Below are 22,264 nucleotides of genomic sequence, written 5' to 3'. Positions count from 1 at the left end.
CAACCAGCATCAATTTTCGTATAAATTCCTGCTATTCCCTCAAAAACAGCCAAAATAAACGATTTTGCTCTCCATAAGCGGAAAATCTTCCGTTATTTCTCCTAAAAGGGGCTCCATCGAGGAGATAACAGGAAAAATTCCGCTTAAGGGGGAGAGATGGTTGGAACGAATGAGACAAATCGGTAGCTTCCTGCATTTTGTAGGAGCTTTGTTCTGATCTTTTGCAAAGGATAGCATTATTAGAGTGAAATTCTGTAGTTTTGATTTATTCGGACAGGAAGAGAAAGTCGACTCGAAAAGAAGTCCGAATACCAGTGTTTTTCGGATCGGAGTCCCGAAGATCCGAAATCAAACAAGTTAGAAGAAGAAGAAGGCGGCTTGAGCAATTTACATCCAATTTCCTTTTTGAAAAATTTGTACTAAGGGACATCTCCATCTAGATAAATAGCGGTGCTCCATCGCGCAATACGTCCCAAGTCTGAGATCAAACTATTCCTTAAGTCGCTTATAGAAAAACCTTATTCCTTTTAATATGGAAATACAAAAGTACGACAATTAAAGGAGAAATTACGATGAGGGATAGGAAAATTTATATTCTTTTAACCGACACTGGGACGGTTTTGACGAGGATGATCCGGCTTTATACAAAGAAAAACTATAATCATGCGTCGCTTTCACTCGACTCAAACCTAGAAGAGGTATATAGTTTTGGACGGAAGCGACCGAGAAATCCCTTTATTGGTGGATTTGTTAAAGAAGACATAACAAACGGACTCCTTCACAATGCGGAGTGTGTGATCTATAGCTGTACAATCTCACAAAAACAATATGAGGAAATCCAAGCTTTTCTAAATGAAATTGAATCGCATGAACATAGTTACCGCTACAACCTTCTCGGCCTTTTTGCTTTTATGCTAAAAAAAGAAATTCGCCGTAAAAATGCTTATTTTTGTTCGGAATTTGTTGCAACTGCTTTAACGAAGGGTGAGATTGTCCAACTAAGAAAACCACCATCTTTCGTGGCCCCTCATGATTTCGAAGAAGTTGGGGATTTTCAATTAGAATACAGAGGAAAATTAGCTTCCTTTTATCATAATAAAAATCATTCTTATCAGCTTTCCTTATCATCCTAAAACTTAACAGCAAATAGCCAAGTATCAGTCTCCCGTTTTTGTCAATAATAAAGAGAGGGAGGTGAGTATCTTGGCAAAAGATGTGCTATGTGAAGTAAACAACTGCACGTATTGGGGTGACGGGAACCAATGTCATGCAGATGCTATTTATGTGGTAAGCCGTAAAGGTGATAAAGCGTCCACAAGTGAGGAAACAGATTGCAAAACTTTCGAACCTGGAATCTAGAGCAGAGGGTAACCATTTGGTTGCCCTTTCTCATACATAGTATTGATAATCATAATCATTTTCATTCATTATTTTTACAAAAGGAACAGAGACTCTTCGAATAAGTCTCTGTTCCTTTTTATGTACAACATCTACAATCAAAAAGAGAGATTTTTTTATAATTGTGAAATCACAAGAAGAAGGAGCTTGCATTTCCAGCTCCTTCTTCTATTTCTCCAATGTCTCTTTCAAAAAAGCTTCTAGATAGTCTACATTGGTGATTTTTTTATTACACTCACTACTATCGATACAGATTAGATTTCCAATGGCCTTATAATAGTCCGGATTCTTCGCTTTTTTCGCTTTCGTGATTGTGGAAAAAAAGGCGACCTCGCCATGGCCATTACAGATGGAACAAATATTGTTTTTCCCGGTGGGAGAAATCCTACACTCAATCCCAACCATTTTCCCATCAAGTTCGTAAACCACATATTTTTTGTTGGAACCAAGATCATTCCACCCTAAATAGGTCAGCTTGCTGTAATCTAAATTGGATAAGTCAGGGAGTTTTAACTTTTTACTTTTTGGAAACATCTTTTTAAGTTGCTGTTCTGAGATCTTAGGGAAATCGACCACATAGTTTGAAAGCAGCTGGAGATATTGTTCATATTCACTGTCATTTTTCAATTTTGAAAGATCAAGCAGTGCGATTTGCTCCGCAGATGCTGATGGAAACAAGTCTACTATTTTGGCATTGGCTAGATCGATCGTTGCGTTCAGAACGGTCGGGGGTACATGTTTTTTAATGCTTTCCTTAATTAAAGTAACTTGTTTTTTTATAAAATTGAATTGTTCGTTTTTCAAAAATTTCTCTGTCATCTTCGTTCTCTCCTATATTTGCTATTCCTTTATTATAAATAATTAATCACCCTTCTAACATGGAGAGAATGAATTAGAATCGTTTTTTACCTGGAGCGATTTCATAATGCACAGAGGTAAATTATAATGAACATTCTAGCGATACGCATCCGAAAATCCAAAAGGTAGTATCGAATTAATATCATACGTTTTAAATTGATTCACCTAATACTCACAATAGCACTGGTGGAGACCAGCGCTATTGTGAGTATATGATCTTTTTTATCGTTTCAGTCGAGAGGTAATATTCCTCAGCCAATTGTTGAATACTGCTGCCGCTCGTAAAAGATTTCCTTATGGCAGCGTTACGGCGATCAAGCATTTTTCTGCCACCGCTTGCAGTCCCCCATTTTTGGTACTTTGTTTCCTGTTTCGGAATATAGAGGGTCTCTCCTTGAATGTATTTTTGAATTTCTGAGATAAGCTTTTCAGGTAAAACTTTTTTGGCATTCCTATATTTCATTTTCGCTCGCTCCTTATTTTGAGTTTGAAAAATAAGGTGCAAAGCCAAAATATTAGAAAAGCTTGGCAGCGATAAACTTAAATGTTTCGCCCCATGCAAAGTATCGCCATTCCAATAATTGGCTTTGCATGAGTGAAAGAAGATCTAGACAATCGATAACGATTCTCCACTAGTAAGCACCTCCCATTTATAGTGTTAGTATAACATGTTTAAGGAAACGACAGACGACTCTTAAAACTTGCGATAGGATGAAAAAAGTCTCAAAATGAAGATAAATATCCGAAGGAGGACATACATAGTGGAAATAGGAATTAGTACTTTTGTTGAAACAACGCCTGATGTGAAAACAGGTGAGGTTATTAGTCATGCAGAACGCTTACGTGAAGTAGTGGAGGAGATTGTCCTCGCGGATCAAGTGGGACTTGATGTTTTTGGTGTGGGAGAACATCATCGAAAAGACTATGCCGCTTCTTCTCCAGCGGTGCTACTCGCAGCAGCGGCACCTCAAACGAAACGGATTAGACTAACGAGTGCTGTATCGGTTCTCTCATCAGACGATCCGGTACGTGTTTTTCAAGACTTTGCCATGCTTGACGGGATATCAAATGGGAGAGCAGAAATTATGGCTGGTCGCGGTTCTTTCATTGAATCATTCCCACTCTTTGGTTACGATCTGAATGACTATAATGAATTGTTCGATGAAAAGCTTGATTTGCTTTTGAAAATAAGAGAATCGGAAAAAGTGACATGGATCGGTAACCACCGTCCAGCGATTCATAATCTTGGCGTTTATCCTCGACCAGTTCAAGAGCCGTTACCTGTGTGGATTGGTAGTGGTGGTACACCGCAATCGGTGGCTCGCGCTGGACAATTGGGATTACCTCTAGTTTTAGCAATTATTGGTGGTCGGCCTGTTCAATTTGCGCCATTAGTTCAGCTTTATAAGCGAGCTGCCACTCAATCTGGACATGATAGTTCGAAGCTTCCGGTTGCGTCTCATTCTCACGGATTCATTGCAGAGACTACAGAAATTGCTTGTGAGAAGTTCTTCCCACCGACACAACAAGCAATGAACGTTATTGGTAGAGAACGTGGGTGGGGTCATTATGATCGGGCCGCATTTGATGCAGCAAGAAGCTTTGAAGGGGCCCTTTATGTTGGTGACCCAGAAACAGTCGCACAAAAAATCATTCACCTTCGTAAAAATGTGGGGATTACACGATTTATGTTGCATGTCCCAGTTGGAACAATGCCTCACGAGGATGTCATGAAGGCAATTGAACTTTTGGGAACAAAAGTGGCTCCAATGGTTCGAGAAGAAATAGCGAAGTGGGAAGCAGAACCAGAAACAAAATAAAAAATGAAATCCTACACTTTACAAATAATTGGCAAAGGTGTAGGATTTCTATATACCTAAAAATTCTAGGTAGGTGAGAAAATGTTTAATCGTGAATTGGTCAAAGGAAGCACATCACTTTTATTATTACAGTTATTAGCCGACAAAGATATGTATGGTTATGAGTTAGTAAAAGAGTTAGAAAAGCGAAGTGGAAATGAATTCTCTTTTAAAGAGGGGACGCTTTATCCAGCTCTTCATAAACTTGAAAAGCAGGAATATATTGCGTGTTATTGGCAGGAGCAAGAAAAGGGACCTGCTCGTAAATACTATCGAATTACGGATGCAGGAAAAGAAATGTTGCTAGAGAGAACGCAAGAATGGGATGATTTTGTTTCTGTTATGAACAGGGTTATGGGGAGAAAAAAGCATGGAACAGCTGAAGAATGAATTTTTAGCAGAACTGGCTAGTTATCTCGAATACCATCATGAAAAAGAAGAGATATTGCAGGAATATGATGCCCATCTTGAGGAGCTTCTAGGAAGTCTCGAACATTTGAAAACGAAAGAAGAAGTTCTTGCGAATGTCTATTCCAAATTCGGGGAGCCGAAAGAAATTGCTGAAGTTTGGAGAGAAGAACTATCTGTAACTCCAAGCAATATGAAGTGGTTGTTTATTGCGGTCAACATTCTATTATTTGGAGGCGGTGCCCTCTTAACATTGGCCCACAACGTATTTAATTGGCAGTGGCTCACTCTGCTTTGGACTCAATTAACATCTTTTCCGGTTCTTATTGCTTTAATTTATATGTTTTTTTGGGCTTTACTCGGGTATGAAATTGGCAAAGGCTTTGGGCATAAAGGGCATAGTTTGATGAAAAAGACCTTTCTCCTTGCTTTAATACCGAATATAATCTTAATGGTCTTAACGGTTTTTCGAATCATTCCCCGCGAATGGTTTAGTCCGTTGTTAACAGAAACCTTTATCCTTCTATGCATCGTTTTGACGATTCTCCTATACCCTTTGTGCTTGTTAAGTTATAGATGGGGAAAAAAAGCTTCTGTATAAAAAGCTCTTTTCTCAAAAATGATTGATTTGGACAAAACTAAAGTATAAAACGTGGATTTATACACCATATTTTATTGAAAAAAGGAAAAGAGCTGTACCGCACGTCCAGTATGAGACGGAATGGCTGGCTCTAGAGCCATTCCAAAACCACGATCCATACGAAAAAACGTGTAAAAGGAGTTTTTTTAGCTAAATACATAGAAATTCTATATATATAGAATAACGATATGGAGTGAAAAAGAATGGAATCAATGATGAAAAAAGTAGATTGGCTTTTTTTAGTTCTCTGTTTAGTGGTAGGGGTAGTAGCAGAAGAGTCCTTTTTTAGGGAAGAAATTGGTATTTCTTATATGGTTTTTATCGTCATTTTTTATGTTTTATTTTACTGGAGATTTAGAACGTATACCTTCAGTCATCAACGGCTAGGGTATTTTGTATTAATTGCAATTTGGCTTTTGGCGGCCAGCTATTATTTGTATGATATGGTCTTATTTAAAGTACTAAATATCTTAATCATTCCAGCATTGGTGATTTTTCATCTAGTCTTAATTACATCGCCGCCAAAGTACAACTGGGCACATTTCTCATTTCTTATGCTCCTGTGCAAACGTCTTTTTGAGGGGTTTCGCCAAAATGTCAAATTGGTAAGCGAAGTAACGAATCGTTTCAAAAAGGGGGAAAAGAAGGCAAGTCATGAAGTAGGGAAGAAAGTCCTTATCGGGATCATGATCTCTATTCCAGTCCTATTCATTGTCCTTAATTTGCTGATCTCGGCAGATGCCCATTTTGAAAAAATGATCAGCTCGATTCCTCAATTATTTAATATTAATCCAGAGAATCTGATCCGTATCATCATCATTTTAATTTATGGCTTTGGCTTTTTTGGTTTCATGCAAGCACTTATGGAAAAAAATCTTCAGGTCACTGCGAAGGAAGGAGTGAATACGAAGATTTCCTTTGACGGTATTATCACCTTGACGGTTTTGATTCTTTTGAATGTTGTTTATGTGGTCTTCCTTGTGATTCAATTCAAATATTTCTTCAGTGAAACACTCGCTGCAGGTTATACCTATGCTGAATATGCCCGTCGCGGATTTTTCGAATTATTATTCGTGACATTAATCAATTTGACGGTGACAACGGTGGTCATCACAAATACGAAACAGCTTCTAGGGAATGTACAAAAGGTCGTGAATATTTCCCTATCTTTGTTAGTTTTGTGTAGTGGAGTATTGCTGGTCTCAGCATATATGAGATTAACGATGTACGAGGAGGCATATGGTTTTACGTTTACAAGGGTGCTCGCTCATTCATTCATGATTTTTCTCATGGTGATCTTTGCTTATACGCTTGTGAAAATATGGCTTAAAAAGCTCTCTCTTGTTCACTTTTATTTCATTGCCACCCTTATTTATTATGTGGGGATGAATATGGTGAATATCGATCGGATCATCGTTGAGCAAAATCTTGAACGCTATGAAACCACGGGGAAGATTGATATTTTCTATTTAGGGAATATGTCTGCAACAGGGATTCTTGGATTAATGGAACTATATGAACGGGATCCAACTGTTCCTGAATTAAAACAGTTGCTAGCACAATACCAAGCTAACCTTCCATACACAAAATCTGACTCCTGGCAGTCACGAAATTATACGAGAGATCAAGTGTATGACAAACTAGAACAAATGAATCTTTAAAATGGAAGCCCTCCGTCTCGTGCGGAGGGCTTCCCCATTAACCCCCGACATAACGAGAATAATAGGCTTTTGCCTGTGAAATATCATCGACTCCGTGGATGAGGACACGGCCATCCTGGAAAAAAATCATTGAAATGTCTCCATCAGGAAAGAAGCGGAGCAAAAAGGGATTGGCGATTACTTTGCCGCTGTTCTTCAGTTTTACTGCAAGAGCATCTAAATCAAATTCCGTTACATTTCGTGGGTTAATTTGTACCGTATCTCGCCCACAGAGAATAGCGAAGGTGATTTGTTGATGAGAAGACCGGTCAAGAAATTCAAAATGATGATGGACGCAGGTTGGACAGTCTGGATTTTTTCCTTCTGAAACATCCATTTGTAAAAAAGAGTTATGCCAAATATCGAATTGCTCCAGATGTGGATTATGAGGTGCACCGACAAGCAGTTTAATCGCTTCGATCGCTTCATAGGAACCAATAATCTCCGTAATCGGAGAAAGAACACCAACTGTATCACATGTCTCTCCTAAGCCTGTTTGCACCTGGGGAAAGAGGCAGCGATAGCAAGGTGTTTTTCCAGGAATAATCACCGCATGCATCCCTCTCGACGACACGGCTGCACCAAATACCCAAGGAATTCCTAGTTTGACTGAAATATCATTGAGCAAATATCTTGTTGAAAAATTGTCCGTTCCATCAATAATGACATCAAAGTCTTGCAATAATTGCTCTCCATTTTCTAAATTCAAATCTGAAATGATTGGCTCTATCGTGATGCTGGAATTAATTTTACGTAGCTTCTGTGCAGCTGCGATTGCTTTTGGTAGGCCGCGTTTAGCATCTTCTTCATCGTACAAAGTTTGTCTTTGTAAGTTTGATAATTCTACTAAATCTCGGTCAATCAAACGCACGTGACCAACGCCAGAGCGAACTAAATGATTGGAAATGACCGTACCTAAGGCGCCCATTCCAACTACGACAGCTTTTTTAGTTAGTAGTTTCTTTTGCCCATTTTCCCCGATAGGTTGAAAAAGTATTTGTCGTGAATAACGCCCCAATCCTTCCATCTTATCCCCCTTTTTTGTGGATGAAGATTTGGTATTCAAAGTAAAGAAATCAAGTGAACTTGCTCCTATTGTAAATAAAAGAATAAAATATTTCTAGTTTTAAAAAGAAAAGGAATTTTCATAGTTTTTGGAGAATTATATTATAATGAGGGGATTTTTATAAAAAAGGGAAAGAGGTGTTCGAAAGTATGAGTCTAGGCGGATTTTTAAACAAAGAAGTGGTTGTTGATTTGACCAATGGAACCATTGATTATAGGGGAATCAATGAAGAAGATGCAAAGAAGTACATTGGTGGACGTGGGCTTGGTGTGAAGTATGTATTAGATAATGGGCCAGAAGTGGAACCTTTATCAGAAGGCAATATTCTCTGCTTTATGACAGGTCCTGTAACAGGTTCTCGTTCTTCGATGAGTGGACGTATGGCTGTTGTTACGAAATCACCGCTCACAGGGACTGTTACAGATTCTCATATTGGCGGGTGGACTGCGGCCAGATTGAAGTGGGCTGGAGTGGACAATGTCATCTTCAAAGGGAAAAGTGATAAGCCTGTTTACCTGTATATCGAAAATGGGCAGGCAGAGCTTCGAGATGCTTCAACAGTCTGGGGCAAGAGCACAAGAGAAACAGTAAAAGCTATGCAGGATCAGTACGGTGAAAAAGATTTAAGTGTATTAACGATCGGGCAAGCGGGTGAGAATAAAGTCACGTTCTCAAGCTTCATTAATGAGCATGACCGTGCCGCAGGTCGTGGAGGAACAGCAGCTGTAGCTGGTTCAAAATTACTTAAGGCGATCGTTATTAAAGCAGCTCAAAAAGGAAATATGCCAGAGCCAAAGCTTAAGGACGAGTATAAAAAAGCGAATAGCAAAGCGGTAAAAGCAATTCTTGATGGTGGATTAACGGCTCCAAACAAGGGTGGATTATCCGTTTATGGAACAAACGTATTAACGAATCTCATCAATGAAGTGGGAGCACTTCCTACAAAGAATTCACAGTTAACTCATTGGGTAGAAGCGGAGAAGCATAGTGGAGAATGGGTTCACCGTAATATTCGTGTAGCCAATAATACATGTCATGCTTGCCCAGTTGGTTGTAAAATCGAAGTAGAGGTTGCTGATGGTAAATATAAAACGAGAGTGGAAAGCTTTGAGTTTGAATCTTCTTGGGCACTTGGAACGAACTGCCTGCTTTCAGATGCAGAAGCCATTTCATTTATGATTGATCAATGTAATGAGTATGGCCTTGATACAATTGAGCTTGGACACGCTTTTTCAATTACGATGGAAGCGAGTGAAAAGGGTTACATTGATGAAACATTGAAGTGGGGCGATGCAGATGCCATGATCGACCTTACGAAGAAGATTGCGTTCCGTGAAGGCATAGGTGGAATTTTAGCAGAAGGACCTTGGCGTGCAGCAGCTGCTTGGGGACACCCTGAAATCTCCATGTCTGTGAAAGGGCAATCGATCCCTGCGTATGATCCACGAGGAATTCAAGGGATTGGTCTTGGCTATGCAACAAGTAACCGTGGCGCCTGTCATTTACGCGGCTATACAGTTGCGAGTGAAATTGCGGGTATTCCAGAGCCAACGGATCGTCTTGCAGCTGAAGGCAAAGGAGAATTACTGAAGATATTCCAAGATCTATTAGCATTCGGTGATTCTATGAATATCTGTAAATTCTCATCTTTCTCTGAAAATGCCGAGCACTATGCTGAGCAGTACAGCACAATGACAGGAGTTGAATTGACAGCTGAAGATGTCATGCTTGCTGGAGAACGAATTTACAATTTGGAACGCTATTACAATAATTTAGCTGGCTTCGATAAGCGTGAAGACGATTTCTTACCGAAACGCTTTACAGAAGAACCAGCGTCAGGGAATAGTACAGGTTCAGTTAGTAAAATGGACGTTATGCTAGAAGAATACTATCAAGTTCGTGGCTGGAAGGATGGCGTCGTTCCAGAGGAAAAATTAGTCGAACTCGGTATCCTATCTGAAGGAAGTAATTCCTCGACTGAACAATTATAATCTAAAATAATCGTAACAAATGCCCAAGTATTTGAATAGATACTTGGGTATTTGTTTGTTAAAATTTTGTGACAAATCAAATAATTTTAAATAGAACCACATAAAACTAAACAAAACTATATGGTTTTAGGGAGGATCATCGAAACGATGAAACTTACCCGCCAACTCTTGTTGTTTTAAATCGATACTGTTTAATTAAGGTTTTAAGCTCATCATCAGTAGGAGCAGAGAATCGTATATGAACCGTATTGATTTTGAAAGTAGACGTAAAGGTAAGTTCTCCTTCACGAAGGATTTCAATTTTCCAAGTATCGCCTTCAAAAAAAACAGGCAATTCATCATTTATTTGCTTCCCGCCAAGCTCCTCGATGTACATTCTTAAATGGTTTTGGTTAATTCCTCTGAACTCAAGCTCTTGACTCACCATCTTTTTAACCGCCTGCTACTGGAGGAAATAAGGCGATTTGATCGGTTTCATGAACCTCTGTCTCTAAATCATTGGCATGGATGATGTTTCTACCATTCACATACACATGAACAAAGGGCTTAAGCGTTCTTTCTTGTGTGAATATCTCATCATTAATTTCTGGATACATTTCAACCATTTTATTTAATATATCTATAATGCGGTTTCCATTAGGTATGACTTGTACTGACACTCCGCCACAAATATCTCGGAGATTTGCAAATACTTTTACATGCATCATTTCATCTCCTTTAAGCATCTTTTATCTCCATATTAAATAGAATATTTGGATTTGTCACTACATTAAATATAAATGGAAACGTTTAATGCAAACGATTGCGCAATTGTAGGATAACGATTACAATGAATGTGAGATGAGGTGAATGAAAATGGAAAAGAAGATAAATGTAACCGAGCCTTGGTGGAAGAAAAGTACAGTTTACCAAATCTATCCACGAAGCTTTATGGATTCAAATGGTGATGGAATTGGCGACTTACAAGGGATCATTTCGAAGTTGGATTACCTCTGTAAGCTTGGAATAGATGTCATTTGGTTAAGTCCAATTTATGATTCTCCGAATGATGACAATGGCTATGATATCCGAGATTATCAAGCAATTATGCATGAATTTGGAAGTATGGATGATTTTGATCAATTAATAGAAGAAGCAAAAAGCAGAGACATCCGCATTGTGATGGATCTAGTCGTTAATCATACCTCTGATGAACATTCTTGGTTTGTCGAGTCAAAAAAAGCGAAAAGCTCAAAGTATCGAGATTATTATATTTGGAGAGAGGGACAGGATGGGAGTCCACCGAATAATTGGGGTTCGATTTTTTCGGGACCGGCATGGGAAAAAGATGAAATGACAGGTTCATATTATTTACATCTATTTTCTAAAAAGCAGCCAGATTTGAATTGGGAGCATGAACCTTTAAGAAAAGATATTTATGAGATGATGAAGTATTGGTTGGATAAGGGCATTGGTGGCTTTCGCATGGATGTGATTAACTTCATATCAAAAGATGTCCGTCTTCCTGATGGGGCTGTACACAAAGAGCAGGATTTTGGAGATGGAAGTCCATATTTCATGAACGGACCGAAGATCCATAGCTATTTACGTGAAATGAATGAAATCGTTTTGCAAAATTATGATGTTTTGACAGTTGGAGAAACACCGGGAGCGACGCCAGAAGATGCGCAAATCTATACCAACCCTGAGAACCATGAATTAAACATGGTATTTACATTTGAACATATGGATTTAGATAAAGCTTCCCATGAAAAATGGGATTTTCGCCCACTTCAGTTGGTAGATTTAAAGAAAAACCTAGAGAAATGGCAACATGCCCTTCATCATAAAGGCTGGAACAGTCTCTATTGGAATAATCATGATCAACCACGAATTGTTTCACGCTTTGGTAATGATCAAGAATATCGTGAACGTTCTGCGAAAATGTTAGCCATTTGTCTCCATATGCTACAGGGTACACCGTATATATACCAAGGTGAAGAGATCGGAATGACCAATGTGAAATTTGAGCGGATTGAAAATTATCAAGATATCGAAACACTTAATATGTATAAACAAAAAAAGGAGCAAGGTGTCCCTTGCGAACAGATTATGGAGAGCATATATGCAAAAGGGCGAGATAACGCACGCACCCCTATGCAATGGACCTCTGATGGCGGGTTTACAACTGGAACCCCGTGGATTCAAATGAATGAAAATACATCCTTTATTAACGCAGAACAGGCACTTGAGAACCGAAATTCGATTTTTTATACGTATCAAAAATTAATCCGATTAAGAAAAACGCATGACATCGTAACCTATGGGAGTTTTCAGCTATTGATGGAGAATCACCCACAACTTTTTGTTTATAAACGACTTGTCGCTAATGAAGAATGGTTCATCGTCGCAAATTTTTCGAAAGAAACAGTGGAGTTGGAATGGAGTGCATGCGATGTGGATGCTAAGGCTGCAGAAATCATCATCGCAAATTATGACGATCTTCCATTAACTGATGAGAAAATCGATGTGCGTCCATATGAGGCTTTTGTTCTCGCTTTTCAAAATAAGCGTTAACCTAGATAGTGTCGTATTAATGAAGCGCTTAAATGGGTATAAAAGAAATAAAGTATTAAAAAGTAAATCATTAAAAATGAAAACAAGATCTGGAGAATAACACCGGATAGAAATAGAGGGATAACATGGAGAAAAAATGGTGGAAAGAAGCAGTTGCATACCAAATATATCCCCGTAGCTTCCAAGATTCAAATGATGATGGTATAGGGGATTTAAACGGATTGATATCAAGATTGGATTATATTCAAGACCTTGGGATTGATGTGATTTGGATCTGTCCGATGTATAGGTCACCTAATGATGACAATGGCTATGATATAAGTGATTATCAAGAAATCATGGAAGACTTCGGTACGATGGAAGATTTTGATCAATTACTGGAAGAAGTACACAGGCGTGGAATGAAGTTGATTATTGATTTAGTCATTAATCACACAAGTGATGAACATCAATGGTTTATCGAGTCACGTTCATCCACTGAAAATGAAAAGCGTGACTGGTATATTTGGAGAGACGGAGTAGATGGAAAGGAGCCAAATAATTGGGGGAGTATATTTGGGGGCTCAGCTTGGGAACTGGATGAAAAAACGAACCAATACTATCTACATCTCTTTTCTAAAAAGCAACCAGACTTGAATTGGGAGAATAAAAACGTCCGTGTAGCTCTTTACGATATGGTGAATTGGTGGCTCGATAAAGGGGTGGATGGATTTCGCGTCGATGCAATTAGTCATATTAAAAAAGATTTGACCTTTTCCGATGAGGAAAATCCGGAGAAACTCTCATATGTCCCGGCTTGGAGCAAGTATATGAATGTGGATGGTATTTTACCATTCTTAACCGAGTTGAAGGAAGAAACCTTTGCCAAATATGATAGTATGACGGTCGCTGAAGCAAATGGTGTAGGGATAGATGATATACATGAGTGGGTAGATGAACAGGATGGAAAGTTTAATATGATTTTTCAATTTGAACATCTTGGCCTGTGGGATTCTGATACGAGAACACTCGATATTATAGAATTAAAAAGAGTATTGACACGTTGGCAAAAAGCTCTGGAAAAAAGTGGTTGGAATGCCTTGTTTATTGAAAATCATGATAAGGCACGTAGTGTGTCTACATGGGGAAATGATCAACAATATTGGAGAGAAAGTGCGACTTCGTTAGCAATGATGTATTTTTTCATGCAAGGAACCCCTTTTATTTATCAAGGCCAAGAAATAGGGATGACGAATGTGAAATTTCCATCGCTTGAAGATTACGATGATGTTTCTACAAAAGGATTGTATACCGATCTACTGGCAAGAGGTAAAGCGCCAGATGAGATTATGGAGATCATTTGGGCAACAAGCCGTGATAATTCAAGAACACCGATGCAGTGGTCGGCTGATGAAAATGCTGGATTTACAAAGGGTAAACCGTGGTTAGGGGTGAATCCGAATTTTAAAGAGCTTAACGTCGAGGTTCAAAAGGATGACCCTAATTCAGTCTTAAATTTTTATAAAAAAATAATTCAACTCCGTAAATCGAATCCTGTTTTCACTTATGGAATATATGATTTAGTATTAGAAAATCATCCTTCACTGTATGCGTATACACGCACTTATGGAGATGAAAAAGTGATCATTTTATGTAATTTAACGAATGATTCGTTTGAAGTAGAGCCAATTAATGGTGTGACATATGAGTGGGAAAACCTAATTTTAGCCAATCTTGACGATGGCGTTCATGAAAAAGCAAGAACATTAGAATTGGCACCATATGAAGCGCGAATCTATCGTTTAAACTAGCTAGTTTGATGTAAAACTCTGTAGATTAGAATAGCCATAATCGGAAGTATTGGATGATGGCTAAATAATATACAGAGTTTTTTTTAATTCCTTATACAAGAAAGTCAGCTGTAACGTGCAAACTAAAAGAAAAAAGGATAAAGGGTAATGTCTATGCACATTTTTCTTACAATTATTAGCATTGTTGCGGTATGGCTCAGAAAAGATTATAAAAATTGGCAGCCTTTGTATCCAACGATGCAGTATATCGCCCTCGGTAACCTTACATATAATTTTTTATGTGCAGCACATTGGCTATGGCGGATGACGCCTGATATAGATTGGTATAACTTCACTTTATTAGAAATGAGCTATACATTCATTGTCTTTCCTGCGACTGCGTTAATGTTTTTATCTCGTTATCCAGAAGGGGCAGGTTTCTGGAGAATTATTAGACATTATTTATGTTGGATTGGAATATATGCAGGAATTGAATTTATCATGCAAGCACAGGGGACGATTGTTTATAAATATGGATGGTCTCTTGCTTGGAGCGCCACCTTTGACTGTATCATGTTCCCGTTTCTACGCCTGCATCAAAAGAGACCTTTGCTTACGTTCATTTTAAGTATCCCGATGGCTTTGTTTTGGCTGTGGTTATTTGATATCCCTACCCATATTCCGATTGAAAAGAGATAGAGGATATGGACTGATGCTAGCTTTTGCTATGAATCTGCTATCTAAAACCTAGCTTGATGCTAGCGGTTTGATATTTATACAAGGGATAAAAAAAGTTGTCATATCAACGGTTTTGCCAGATAACATAGTTTTTTTGATCAAACGTTTGATTGACTTTTTTAACTAAAATGAGTGCCTTTTGTTGTACGGAGGTCTATATTATCCCTTATAATGAGCCATTATACAAAATCATCATGTAAAGGAGTATTTGTTCATGAGCAACCATGAGGATAAGAAGCAGGAAATATTAGATGCCTTTCAATTTAGACATGCGACAAAGGAGTTTGACCCGAATAAAAAGATCACGGACAGTGACTTCGAATTTATTTTAGAAGCAGGACGATTATCACCAAGCTCTGTTGGCTATGAACCATGGAAATTTCTAGTCGTGCAAAATCGCAAATTGCGAGAAAAACTTCGAGAAGTTTCGTGGGGGGCTCAGGGGCAACTTCCGACAGCTAGTCATTTCGTTTTGATCCTTGCTAGAACGATCAAGGATACGAAGTACGATAGTAAGTATGTAGAGGACCAGATGTTGAATGTCAAACAGTTTCCACCTGAAATATTTGCTCAGATCAAGGAGCGTTACAAAAGCTTTCAGGAGGACGATTTGCATTTGCTGGAAAGCGAAAGAGCGATTTTCGACTGGGCTTGTAAACAGACCTATATAGCGTTAGGCAATATGATGACAGCAGCTGCGCAAATCGGAATTGATTCATGTCCGATTGAAGGGTTTGATTTTGATAAGGTGCAAGCGATTCTAGAGGAAGCAGGATTATTGGAGGAAGGGCATCTGGGTGTTTCTGTGATGGTTGCATTTGGCTATCGAGCGAAGGAGCCGCGTCCAAAAACAAGGAAGAATCTGGAAGATATTGTACAATGGATAAATGAATGAAGAAGGAAGATGGACTGAACAAAGAGCTCAGTCCATCACCTTCTTTTTGATGCTTATTGGAATCCAACTTCAAATTCGTCTGGATTAGAACCAACGCGCTCATTTTTGTTTAAACCGTTTATTTTCTCCATGTCATCGGTGGAAAGTTCAAAATCAAAAATATCGGCATTTTCTATGATTCTGTGCTCCTTAATGGATTTAGGAATCGTCACGACTTCATTTTGGAGATCCCAGCGTAAAATGATTTGCGCAGGGGATTTTTGATATTTTTCAGCAATAGCCATAATAGTCGGCTCACTTAAAAGTTGTCCTTGCTTGAGTGGTGACCATGCTTCTAATTGGATTCCTTGCTTTTTGCAATATTCGCGAAGCTCCAATTGGGCAAGATGTGGATGATATTCGACTTGATTAACCATTGGCTTGATTTCAGCATCTGCGATTAAATCTTCTAAGTGGTGAACGTGGAAGTTACTTACTCCGATAGCACGTACACGGCCATCCTTGTATAGCTTTTCTAATGCTCTCCAAGTATCTTTATATTTGGCACTATCTTTACCTGGCCAATGAATGAGATATAAGTCTAAATAATCCATTCCAAGCTTTTGGAGGCTTGTTTCAAATGCGTTAAGTGTGGATTCATAACCTTGATCAGAATTCCAAACTTTAGAGGTAACAAATAAGGAATCCCTTGGAACACCAGATTCTTTTATTCCCTGCCCTACACCTTCTTCATTTTGGTAGATGGCAGCTGTATCAATGCTTATGTACCCATTTTTGATCGCAGCTTTCACCGCTTCAACCACTTCAGAGCCTTCTTTTACCTTGAAGACACCTAGTCCAAACCAAGGCATTTTCACGCCGTTATGCAATGTAGTTGTATCCTGTAGATTTTTTGGCATTTTGTTATCCTCCTATCATTTTAAACGTAATCACTACGCATTCTATTATGCACATTTCTTTCAGGGAATTCCAAAAATTTGATTGAAGTAAAATTTTAGCGGCAAAAAAAGTGGAGCCCCTTGGACTCCACTAGGATAATATATATTATTTGACAAGTTGTTTGACAAGCTCTCGATTACGCTTTTTGAAAAGTTCGTTGTGTGAGGAAACCATTCCGCCCTTTGTTGCATCAGGTTGAATGAATTGTTTCGCTTTATTGACTGCATTTACGGCATCCTGGAACGCACCAGCAATTAAGTGAACCTTTCCGTCATAAGAAACAATATCCCCTGCGGCATATAGTCCAGGAATGGACGATTCACATGTGGAGTTACCGGCAATATAATAGTCATCCACAAGCTCTACTTTTAACTGACTTTCTTTTAAAAGAGCAGCGTCGCGTTCATAGCCATGATTGATAATGACTTCATCAACCTCTACATATTTAACCTCACCAGTTTCGTGATTAGTTAGCTCTACGCTATTGATGTATTCATGACTTTTATCAGCTACTAGCTTTGTAATATTAGAATTAAAGAAGCAGTCAACCGTACCGTTTAGAAGCTGGTTCACTTGTGCCTCGTGGCCAGATAAATTGTCTTTCCGATAGGTGAGGTAGACTTTTTTAGCGATAGGCTCTAATTCGTTCGCCCAATCGATCGCAGAATTGCCACCACCCGAAATGAGAATTGTTTTGTCTTTAAATCTTTTTAATGATTTAACGGTGTAATTTAGATTTGTGATTTCAAATCTTTCTGCACCTTCTATATTCAACTTCTGTGGTTTTAAAATCCCACCACCGATTGCCATAATCACGGTTTTCGTGTAATGCTTTTGACCTGAAGGCGACTGTAGCACGAAAATTCCGTTCTCCTCTTGCTTAATACCTTCTATTTTTTCATTTAATACAACCGTTGGGTTAAAGGTTAATCCTTGTTGGACGATCTGTTTAATAAGGTTTTCTCCAGAAGTAGGGGTTATCCCGCCTACATCCCAGATCATTTTTTCTGGATAAACATGAAGCTTTCCACCAAGTTGTGGCTGAAATTCAATGATTTTTGTCTTCATTTCTCTTAGACCACTATAAAAAGCAGAATAGAGTCCAGCTGGACCGCCTCCAACAATGGTTACATCATATAGCTCTTGTTTATCCATTCCGTTCACCTCAAATGTTATTGATTATCATTCTCATTTAACTATAAACGTCCCTTTCATTTTTAGCAATAGATAAATTAGAAACTTTTTATGAAAGTGAATTTTTTTTGAATAACTCAGAAAAATAATTGACGTATGGTGTAATTCCCTTTATATTTACCTCATAAACATAAATGAAAATCATTATCAATTGGAAATATATGCTTAATTAAGGAGGTAGGGAAATGACACGCCTAAGAACGAAAGATTTAAGCATTGGCTATGGTGAACGGATCATTGTAAATGGGCTCAATGTGGAAATTCCCGATAACCAGATTACGACAATTATCGGTTCCAATGGGTGTGGGAAGTCTACCCTTTTGAAGGCGATTACACGGATTATCCCTCATCAATCTGGAACAGTAGTATTAGATGGAGAAAATATCGTCAAAGGAAGTACAAAAGAATTAGCAAAGAAAATGGCTATCCTTCCACAAACTCCAGAGAGTGCAAGTGGTTTAACAGTAGGTGAACTAGTATCTTACGGGCGTTTTCCTTACCAAAAAGGATTTGGCCGTCTAACAAAGAAAGATTATGAAGCAATCGATTGGGCGTTAGAGGTGACAGGTACAAAAGACTTTAAATATCGTCCTGTTGATTCCTTATCTGGTGGACAGAGGCAACGTGTTTGGATTGCAATGGCACTGGCACAGGAAACAGAAATCATCTTTCTAGACGAACCAACAACCTATCTTGATATGGCGCATCAACTAGAAGTTCTTGAATTGCTACAAAAGTTGAATGTAGAACAAGGTCGGACCATCGTTATGGTACTTCATGATTTAAATCAAGCAGCTCGTTTTGCCGATTATATGATTGCCTTAAAGGCAGGAGAAATTGTGAAAGCAGGAAACTGTGAAGAAGTGATTAACCGTGAGGTGTTAAAGAGGGTATTTTCTATCGATGCTGAAATTGGCCGCGATCCACGTACAAATAAACCAATGTGTATCACATATAACTTACTTAGAGGAGAAGAAACTAATGAAGAAACTACTCATTCCATTTATGCTGTTGGCGGTACTCGTTATTAGCGCATGCGGTAACAATGAATCAAACTCAGGTGAAGAGAAGGATGCTGATGACGATAAAAAAGTCTCTGAAATGAGAACGTATGAATCGGAGAATGGACCAATCGAAGTACCGGCTGATCCGAAGCGTGTTGTCGTACTATCTTCCTTTAATGCTGGTAGCGTGATGGCTCTAGATGTAAATATTGTCGGAGTGGATTCATGGGCGAAAGCGAACAAACGTTACGAGTCTTATTTAACAAATGCAGAAGAAGTAACAGATGAAAGCTTAGAAAAAATTATTGAATTGGAACCAGACTTAATTATCGCTGCTCCAACAAATAATAATCTTGATAAATTAGCGTCGATTGCTCCTACAGTGACATACACGTATGGAAATGTTGATTATTTAACTCAACATATCGAAATCGGAAAGCTTTTAAATAAAGAAGAAGAGGCACAAGCTTGGGTCGATGACTTTAAAAAACGTGCTGCACAAGCTGGTGAGGATGTAAAAGCAAAAATTGGGGAAGATGCAACGGTTTCTGTATTTGAAAACTTTGATAAACAATTATATGTTTTCGGCGATAACTGGGGTCGTGGAACCGAAATTTTATACCAAGAAATGAAGCTTGCCATGCCAGAAAAGGTCAAAGAAATGGCCTTAAAAGAAGGGTATTACGCATTATCAACAGAGGTTATTCCAGAGTATGCAGGTGATTATATCATTTTAAGCTCTGATGGCGTGGATAATTCTTTTAAAGAGACGGAAACCTATAAAAATATACCGGCAGTCAAAAATGAACGCGTGTTTGAAGCAAGTGCATCAGAATTCTATTTTAATGACCCGATCACATTAGACTACCAATTAAAATTCTTTACGGAAAGTTTTTTAAATAGCAAGTAATGAAATAGCCTTAAAAAACGTACGAATAGGGCGCTTTTTAACTTGAAGTGTGCAAGATGAAATGATTTAATGAACTGACAAAGAAAAACAAGGAATTCTTCAATCGAGAATTCCTTGTTTTGTGTAGGTTCAAATATATGAAAAGAAGAGAGACATATGACGACAGAACATAAACCTTCTATACCATTTACATACAAGCTCATAATAGGGATCGTGTTGTTTATCGGTGTTTTTGTCGCTGCACTTGTTTTGGGAGCAGCAGACACGACATTAAAAGATATTTGGCTCGCCTTAATGACCAATGAAACTGGTGACACCCTTTCAATGCTTCGAGAAATTCGTATTCCTCGTGAGGTTGGAGCGATCTTCGTCGGTGCAGCACTGGCGGTAGCTGGTGCGATTATGCAAGGGGTGACCCGGAATCCGCTCGCTGATCCAGGGCTACTCGGTTTAACAGCAGGGGCAAATGTCGCACTCGCTGTAACGATCGCCTTTGTTCCTGCAGCCGATTATTTTAGCATTATGGTCGCCTGTTTTATTGGAGCCGGCGTCGGAACCGTCATGGTTTTAGGTCTAGGTGCTTTGAAAAAAGGGGGCTTTTCTCCTTTTCGGATCGTTTTAGCCGGTGCTGCTGTATCGGCATTTTTAACAGCGATTGCCGAAGGAATAGGGCTGTATTTTAAGATTTCAAAAAATGTCTCCATGTGGACTGCCGGTGGTTTAGTAGGAACGAATTGGGGCCAATTAAAGGTCGTCGTACCTTTTATCATCATTGGTTTATTGATTGCCTTGTTCCTTTCTAAGCAGCTTACCATTTTAAGTCTAAGTGAAGAAGTGGCAGTTGGTCTAGGACAGAAAACGACTCAGATAAAAGCTATATTGTTTATTGTTATTATCATTCTTGCGGGAACAGCGGTTGCATTAATTGGAAATATGGCTTTTATTGGTCTCATGGTCCCTCATATTGTTCGAGCAATTGTGGGTACTGATTATCGCTATATCATTCCGATGTCGGTGATTGTCGGAGGTGGCTTCATGCTTTTAGCGGATACACTTGGAAGGACGATCAGTGCTCCGTATGAAACACCGGTGGCTGCGATTGTATCCATTTTAGGGTTGCCATTCTTCCTTTTCATTGTTCGTAAAGGAGGGAAAGCATTCACATGATCCATCCTCGTATTGTCAAAAAACAAAGATTAACCTTGTTATTTTTATTGCTCCTTATTATCGCCACTGCGGTCATTGGTATGGGAATCGGAAGTTCGTCTGTATCTTTTGATCGTCTTATCCCAACTTTATTTGGTCAGGGGACGTTCAAAGAAGAGTTTGTCGTCTTTTCCGTTCGGATGCCAAGAATCGTGGTCACCTTACTTGCAGGGATGGCTCTTGCTTTATCAGGTTCGATTTTACAAGGGATTACTCGTAATGATCTAGCCGATCCTGGAATCATTGGGATCAACTCAGGTGCTGGAATCGGGGTTGCGATATTTTATCTCTTTTTCCCTGTAGATGGGGGCATGTTTGTTTATTTGCTTCCAGTTGTCGCTTTTGCTGGTGCCATGGTGACAGCAGCACTGCTATATCTCTTTTCTTACGATCGGAAAACGGGATTACAACCAGTGAGGTTAGTGTTGATCGGGGTCGGATTCTCAATGGCATTTTCCGGTGCAATGATTATCATTTTTTCATCGGTGGATCCGTTTAAAGTCGACTTTATCGCCAAATGGTTGAACGGAAATATTTGGGGATCTGATTGGCCGTTCATCTGGGCGATTCTCCCGTGGTTGATCGTGTTGATTCCTTTTACTCTTTATCGAGCAAATCGTTTGAACCTATTAGGGATGAGTGAACCTGTGGCCGTGGGTGTCGGAGTATCTATAGAGAAGGAACGAATTGTCCTATTGTTAGCTGCTGTTGCTTTAGCAGCCGCTGCCGTTTCTGTGACAGGAGGGATTGCCTTTATTGGTCTTATGGCTCCGCATATAGCAAAAGCGCTTGTCGGACCAAGAAATCAGCTTTTTATTCCGGTCGCCATCATGCTTGGAGGCTGGCTCCTTGTTCTCGCTGATACGATTGGTCGAAATCTGATCGAGCCAGATGGAATTCCGGCTGGAATTATGGTTGCATTGATCGGAGCTCCGTACTTTATGTATTTGTTGTTGAAGAACGATAAATGATGGATGGGTGCTTTAGACCGATATATTTGAAATTAGACCGATAAAACCGAAATTAGAGCGATATATTTTATTTTAGACCGATATTCGTAAATTCCAATGCACTATTACGGAATTAAGCTTCTGAAAAAAGGGTAATTTTTCAATTAAGAATTCAAAAAAAGC

22 protein-coding genes are annotated in these 22,264 nt (G+C 39.0%); 15 read left to right on the top strand and 7 right to left on the bottom strand.

Annotated features, from left to right (window positions below):
• The first annotated feature begins 572 nt into the window (after positions 1 to 572).
• On the top strand, positions 573 to 1,133 hold the full coding sequence (locus tag BMSHG_RS21300) for a hypothetical protein (RefSeq protein ID WP_019156496.1): 561 nt from the start codon (positions 573 to 575) through the stop codon (positions 1,131 to 1,133).
• A gap of 70 nt (positions 1,134 to 1,203) precedes the next feature.
• Complete coding sequence (locus BMSHG_RS27855) at positions 1,204 to 1,359, top strand: DUF1540 domain-containing protein (RefSeq protein ID WP_019156495.1); 156 nt, start codon at positions 1,204 to 1,206, stop codon at positions 1,357 to 1,359.
• A 207-nt stretch (positions 1,360 to 1,566) separates the two neighbouring features.
• On the opposite strand, the gene BMSHG_RS21285 is transcribed toward BMSHG_RS27855, so the two are convergent.
• Positions 1,567 to 2,217, bottom strand: coding sequence for a FusB/FusC family EF-G-binding protein (locus BMSHG_RS21285; RefSeq protein WP_019156493.1), 651 nt, complete (start codon positions 2,215 to 2,217; stop codon positions 1,567 to 1,569).
• A gap of 238 nt (positions 2,218 to 2,455) precedes the next feature.
• Positions 2,456 to 2,719: a CD3324 family protein gene (locus BMSHG_RS21280; protein WP_019156492.1), complete on the bottom strand. Its 264-nt coding sequence runs from the start codon at positions 2,717 to 2,719 to the stop codon at positions 2,456 to 2,458.
• A gap of 298 nt (positions 2,720 to 3,017) precedes the next feature.
• On the opposite strand from BMSHG_RS21280, the gene BMSHG_RS21275 reads away from it, so the two are divergent.
• The 4 genes from BMSHG_RS21275 (at position 3,018) to BMSHG_RS21260 (ending at position 6,824) form a co-directional block, all read left to right on the top strand.
• Positions 3,018 to 4,076, top strand: coding sequence for an LLM class flavin-dependent oxidoreductase (locus tag BMSHG_RS21275; RefSeq protein WP_019156491.1), 1,059 nt, complete (start codon positions 3,018 to 3,020; stop codon positions 4,074 to 4,076).
• Positions 4,077 to 4,157: 81 nt separating this feature from the next.
• On the top strand, positions 4,158 to 4,505 hold the full coding sequence (locus BMSHG_RS21270) for a PadR family transcriptional regulator (RefSeq protein WP_019156490.1): 348 nt from the start codon (positions 4,158 to 4,160) through the stop codon (positions 4,503 to 4,505).
• Entirely contained in the window at positions 4,486 to 5,124 is a 639-nt protein-coding gene (locus tag BMSHG_RS21265) for an HAAS signaling domain-containing protein (protein WP_019156489.1), read from the top strand. Before BMSHG_RS21270 ends, BMSHG_RS21265 begins: the two co-directional genes overlap by 20 nt.
• A gap of 242 nt (positions 5,125 to 5,366) precedes the next feature.
• Complete coding sequence (locus tag BMSHG_RS21260; protein WP_019156488.1) at positions 5,367 to 6,824, top strand: DUF4153 domain-containing protein; 1,458 nt, start codon at positions 5,367 to 5,369, stop codon at positions 6,822 to 6,824.
• Positions 6,825 to 6,861: 37 nt separating this feature from the next.
• Here BMSHG_RS21260 and BMSHG_RS21255 read toward each other — a convergent pair whose 3' ends face one another.
• Complete coding sequence (locus BMSHG_RS21255) at positions 6,862 to 7,890, bottom strand: ThiF family adenylyltransferase (protein ID WP_019156487.1); 1,029 nt, start codon at positions 7,888 to 7,890, stop codon at positions 6,862 to 6,864.
• A gap of 188 nt (positions 7,891 to 8,078) precedes the next feature.
• On the opposite strand from BMSHG_RS21255, the gene BMSHG_RS21250 reads away from it, so the two are divergent.
• The gene (locus BMSHG_RS21250) at positions 8,079 to 9,920 is read left to right on the top strand and encodes an aldehyde ferredoxin oxidoreductase family protein (protein WP_019156486.1); all 1,842 of its coding nucleotides are present in this window, start codon (positions 8,079 to 8,081) and stop codon (positions 9,918 to 9,920) included.
• 154 nt (positions 9,921 to 10,074) lie between these two features.
• On the opposite strand, the gene BMSHG_RS21245 is transcribed toward BMSHG_RS21250, so the two are convergent.
• Both BMSHG_RS21245 and BMSHG_RS21240 read right to left on the bottom strand, forming a co-directional pair.
• Complete coding sequence (locus BMSHG_RS21245) at positions 10,075 to 10,347, bottom strand: hypothetical protein (protein WP_019156485.1); 273 nt, start codon at positions 10,345 to 10,347, stop codon at positions 10,075 to 10,077.
• Positions 10,348 to 10,351: 4 nt separating this feature from the next.
• Positions 10,352 to 10,645 carry a ubiquitin-like small modifier protein 1 gene (locus tag BMSHG_RS21240; RefSeq protein ID WP_019156484.1) on the bottom strand — a complete coding sequence of 98 codons (294 nt, stop codon included), beginning with the start codon at positions 10,643 to 10,645 and terminating at the stop codon, positions 10,352 to 10,354.
• A gap of 130 nt (positions 10,646 to 10,775) precedes the next feature.
• On the opposite strand from BMSHG_RS21240, the gene BMSHG_RS21235 reads away from it, so the two are divergent.
• The 4 genes from BMSHG_RS21235 (at position 10,776) to BMSHG_RS21220 (ending at position 15,878) form a co-directional block, all read left to right on the top strand.
• Complete coding sequence (locus BMSHG_RS21235) at positions 10,776 to 12,476, top strand: glycoside hydrolase family 13 protein (protein WP_019156483.1); 1,701 nt, start codon at positions 10,776 to 10,778, stop codon at positions 12,474 to 12,476.
• Positions 12,477 to 12,601: 125 nt separating this feature from the next.
• The gene (locus tag BMSHG_RS21230; protein ID WP_019156482.1) at positions 12,602 to 14,266 is read left to right on the top strand and encodes a glycoside hydrolase family 13 protein; all 1,665 of its coding nucleotides are present in this window, start codon (positions 12,602 to 12,604) and stop codon (positions 14,264 to 14,266) included.
• 147 nt (positions 14,267 to 14,413) lie between these two features.
• A complete protein-coding gene (locus BMSHG_RS21225) occupies positions 14,414 to 14,944 on the top strand; it encodes a CBO0543 family protein (protein WP_019156481.1) in 531 nt (176 codons plus the stop codon).
• Positions 14,945 to 15,197: 253 nt separating this feature from the next.
• Positions 15,198 to 15,878 carry an NAD(P)H-dependent oxidoreductase gene (locus BMSHG_RS21220; protein WP_019156480.1) on the top strand — a complete coding sequence of 227 codons (681 nt, stop codon included), beginning with the start codon at positions 15,198 to 15,200 and terminating at the stop codon, positions 15,876 to 15,878.
• A gap of 53 nt (positions 15,879 to 15,931) precedes the next feature.
• Here the strand turns inward: BMSHG_RS21220 and BMSHG_RS21215 are convergent, their stop codons facing one another.
• Positions 15,932 to 16,777, bottom strand: coding sequence for an aldo/keto reductase (locus BMSHG_RS21215; RefSeq protein WP_019156479.1), 846 nt, complete (start codon positions 16,775 to 16,777; stop codon positions 15,932 to 15,934).
• Positions 16,778 to 16,922: 145 nt separating this feature from the next.
• Positions 16,923 to 17,972: an NAD(P)/FAD-dependent oxidoreductase gene (locus BMSHG_RS21210; protein WP_019156478.1), complete on the bottom strand. Its 1,050-nt coding sequence runs from the start codon at positions 17,970 to 17,972 to the stop codon at positions 16,923 to 16,925.
• Between the two features lie 224 nt (positions 17,973 to 18,196).
• On the opposite strand from BMSHG_RS21210, the gene BMSHG_RS21205 reads away from it, so the two are divergent.
• The 4 genes from BMSHG_RS21205 to BMSHG_RS21190 all read left to right on the top strand — a co-directional run bounded on the left by BMSHG_RS21205 (position 18,197) and on the right by BMSHG_RS21190 (position 22,102).
• Positions 18,197 to 19,042: an ABC transporter ATP-binding protein gene (locus BMSHG_RS21205; RefSeq protein WP_019156477.1), complete on the top strand. Its 846-nt coding sequence runs from the start codon at positions 18,197 to 18,199 to the stop codon at positions 19,040 to 19,042.
• Positions 18,993 to 19,925, top strand: a complete 933-nt coding sequence (locus BMSHG_RS21200) for an iron-hydroxamate ABC transporter substrate-binding protein (protein WP_019156476.1) — start codon at positions 18,993 to 18,995, stop codon at positions 19,923 to 19,925. The genes BMSHG_RS21205 and BMSHG_RS21200 overlap by 50 nt, the downstream gene beginning before the upstream one ends.
• 156 nt (positions 19,926 to 20,081) lie before the next feature.
• Complete coding sequence (locus BMSHG_RS21195; RefSeq protein WP_019156475.1) at positions 20,082 to 21,092, top strand: FecCD family ABC transporter permease; 1,011 nt, start codon at positions 20,082 to 20,084, stop codon at positions 21,090 to 21,092.
• Complete coding sequence (locus BMSHG_RS21190; RefSeq protein WP_019156474.1) at positions 21,089 to 22,102, top strand: FecCD family ABC transporter permease; 1,014 nt, start codon at positions 21,089 to 21,091, stop codon at positions 22,100 to 22,102. Before BMSHG_RS21195 ends, BMSHG_RS21190 begins: the two co-directional genes overlap by 4 nt.
• Positions 22,103 to 22,264 lie beyond the last annotated feature (162 nt).

Origin of the sequence: Robertmurraya massiliosenegalensis JC6, assembly GCF_000311725.1 — a bacterium.
In the GTDB taxonomy this organism is placed as follows: Bacteria; Bacillota; Bacilli; order Bacillales; family Cytobacillaceae; genus Robertmurraya; species Robertmurraya massiliosenegalensis.
The sequence above is the reverse complement of the archived record's forward strand: the minus strand, read 5'-3'. Positions and strand labels throughout refer to the sequence as shown.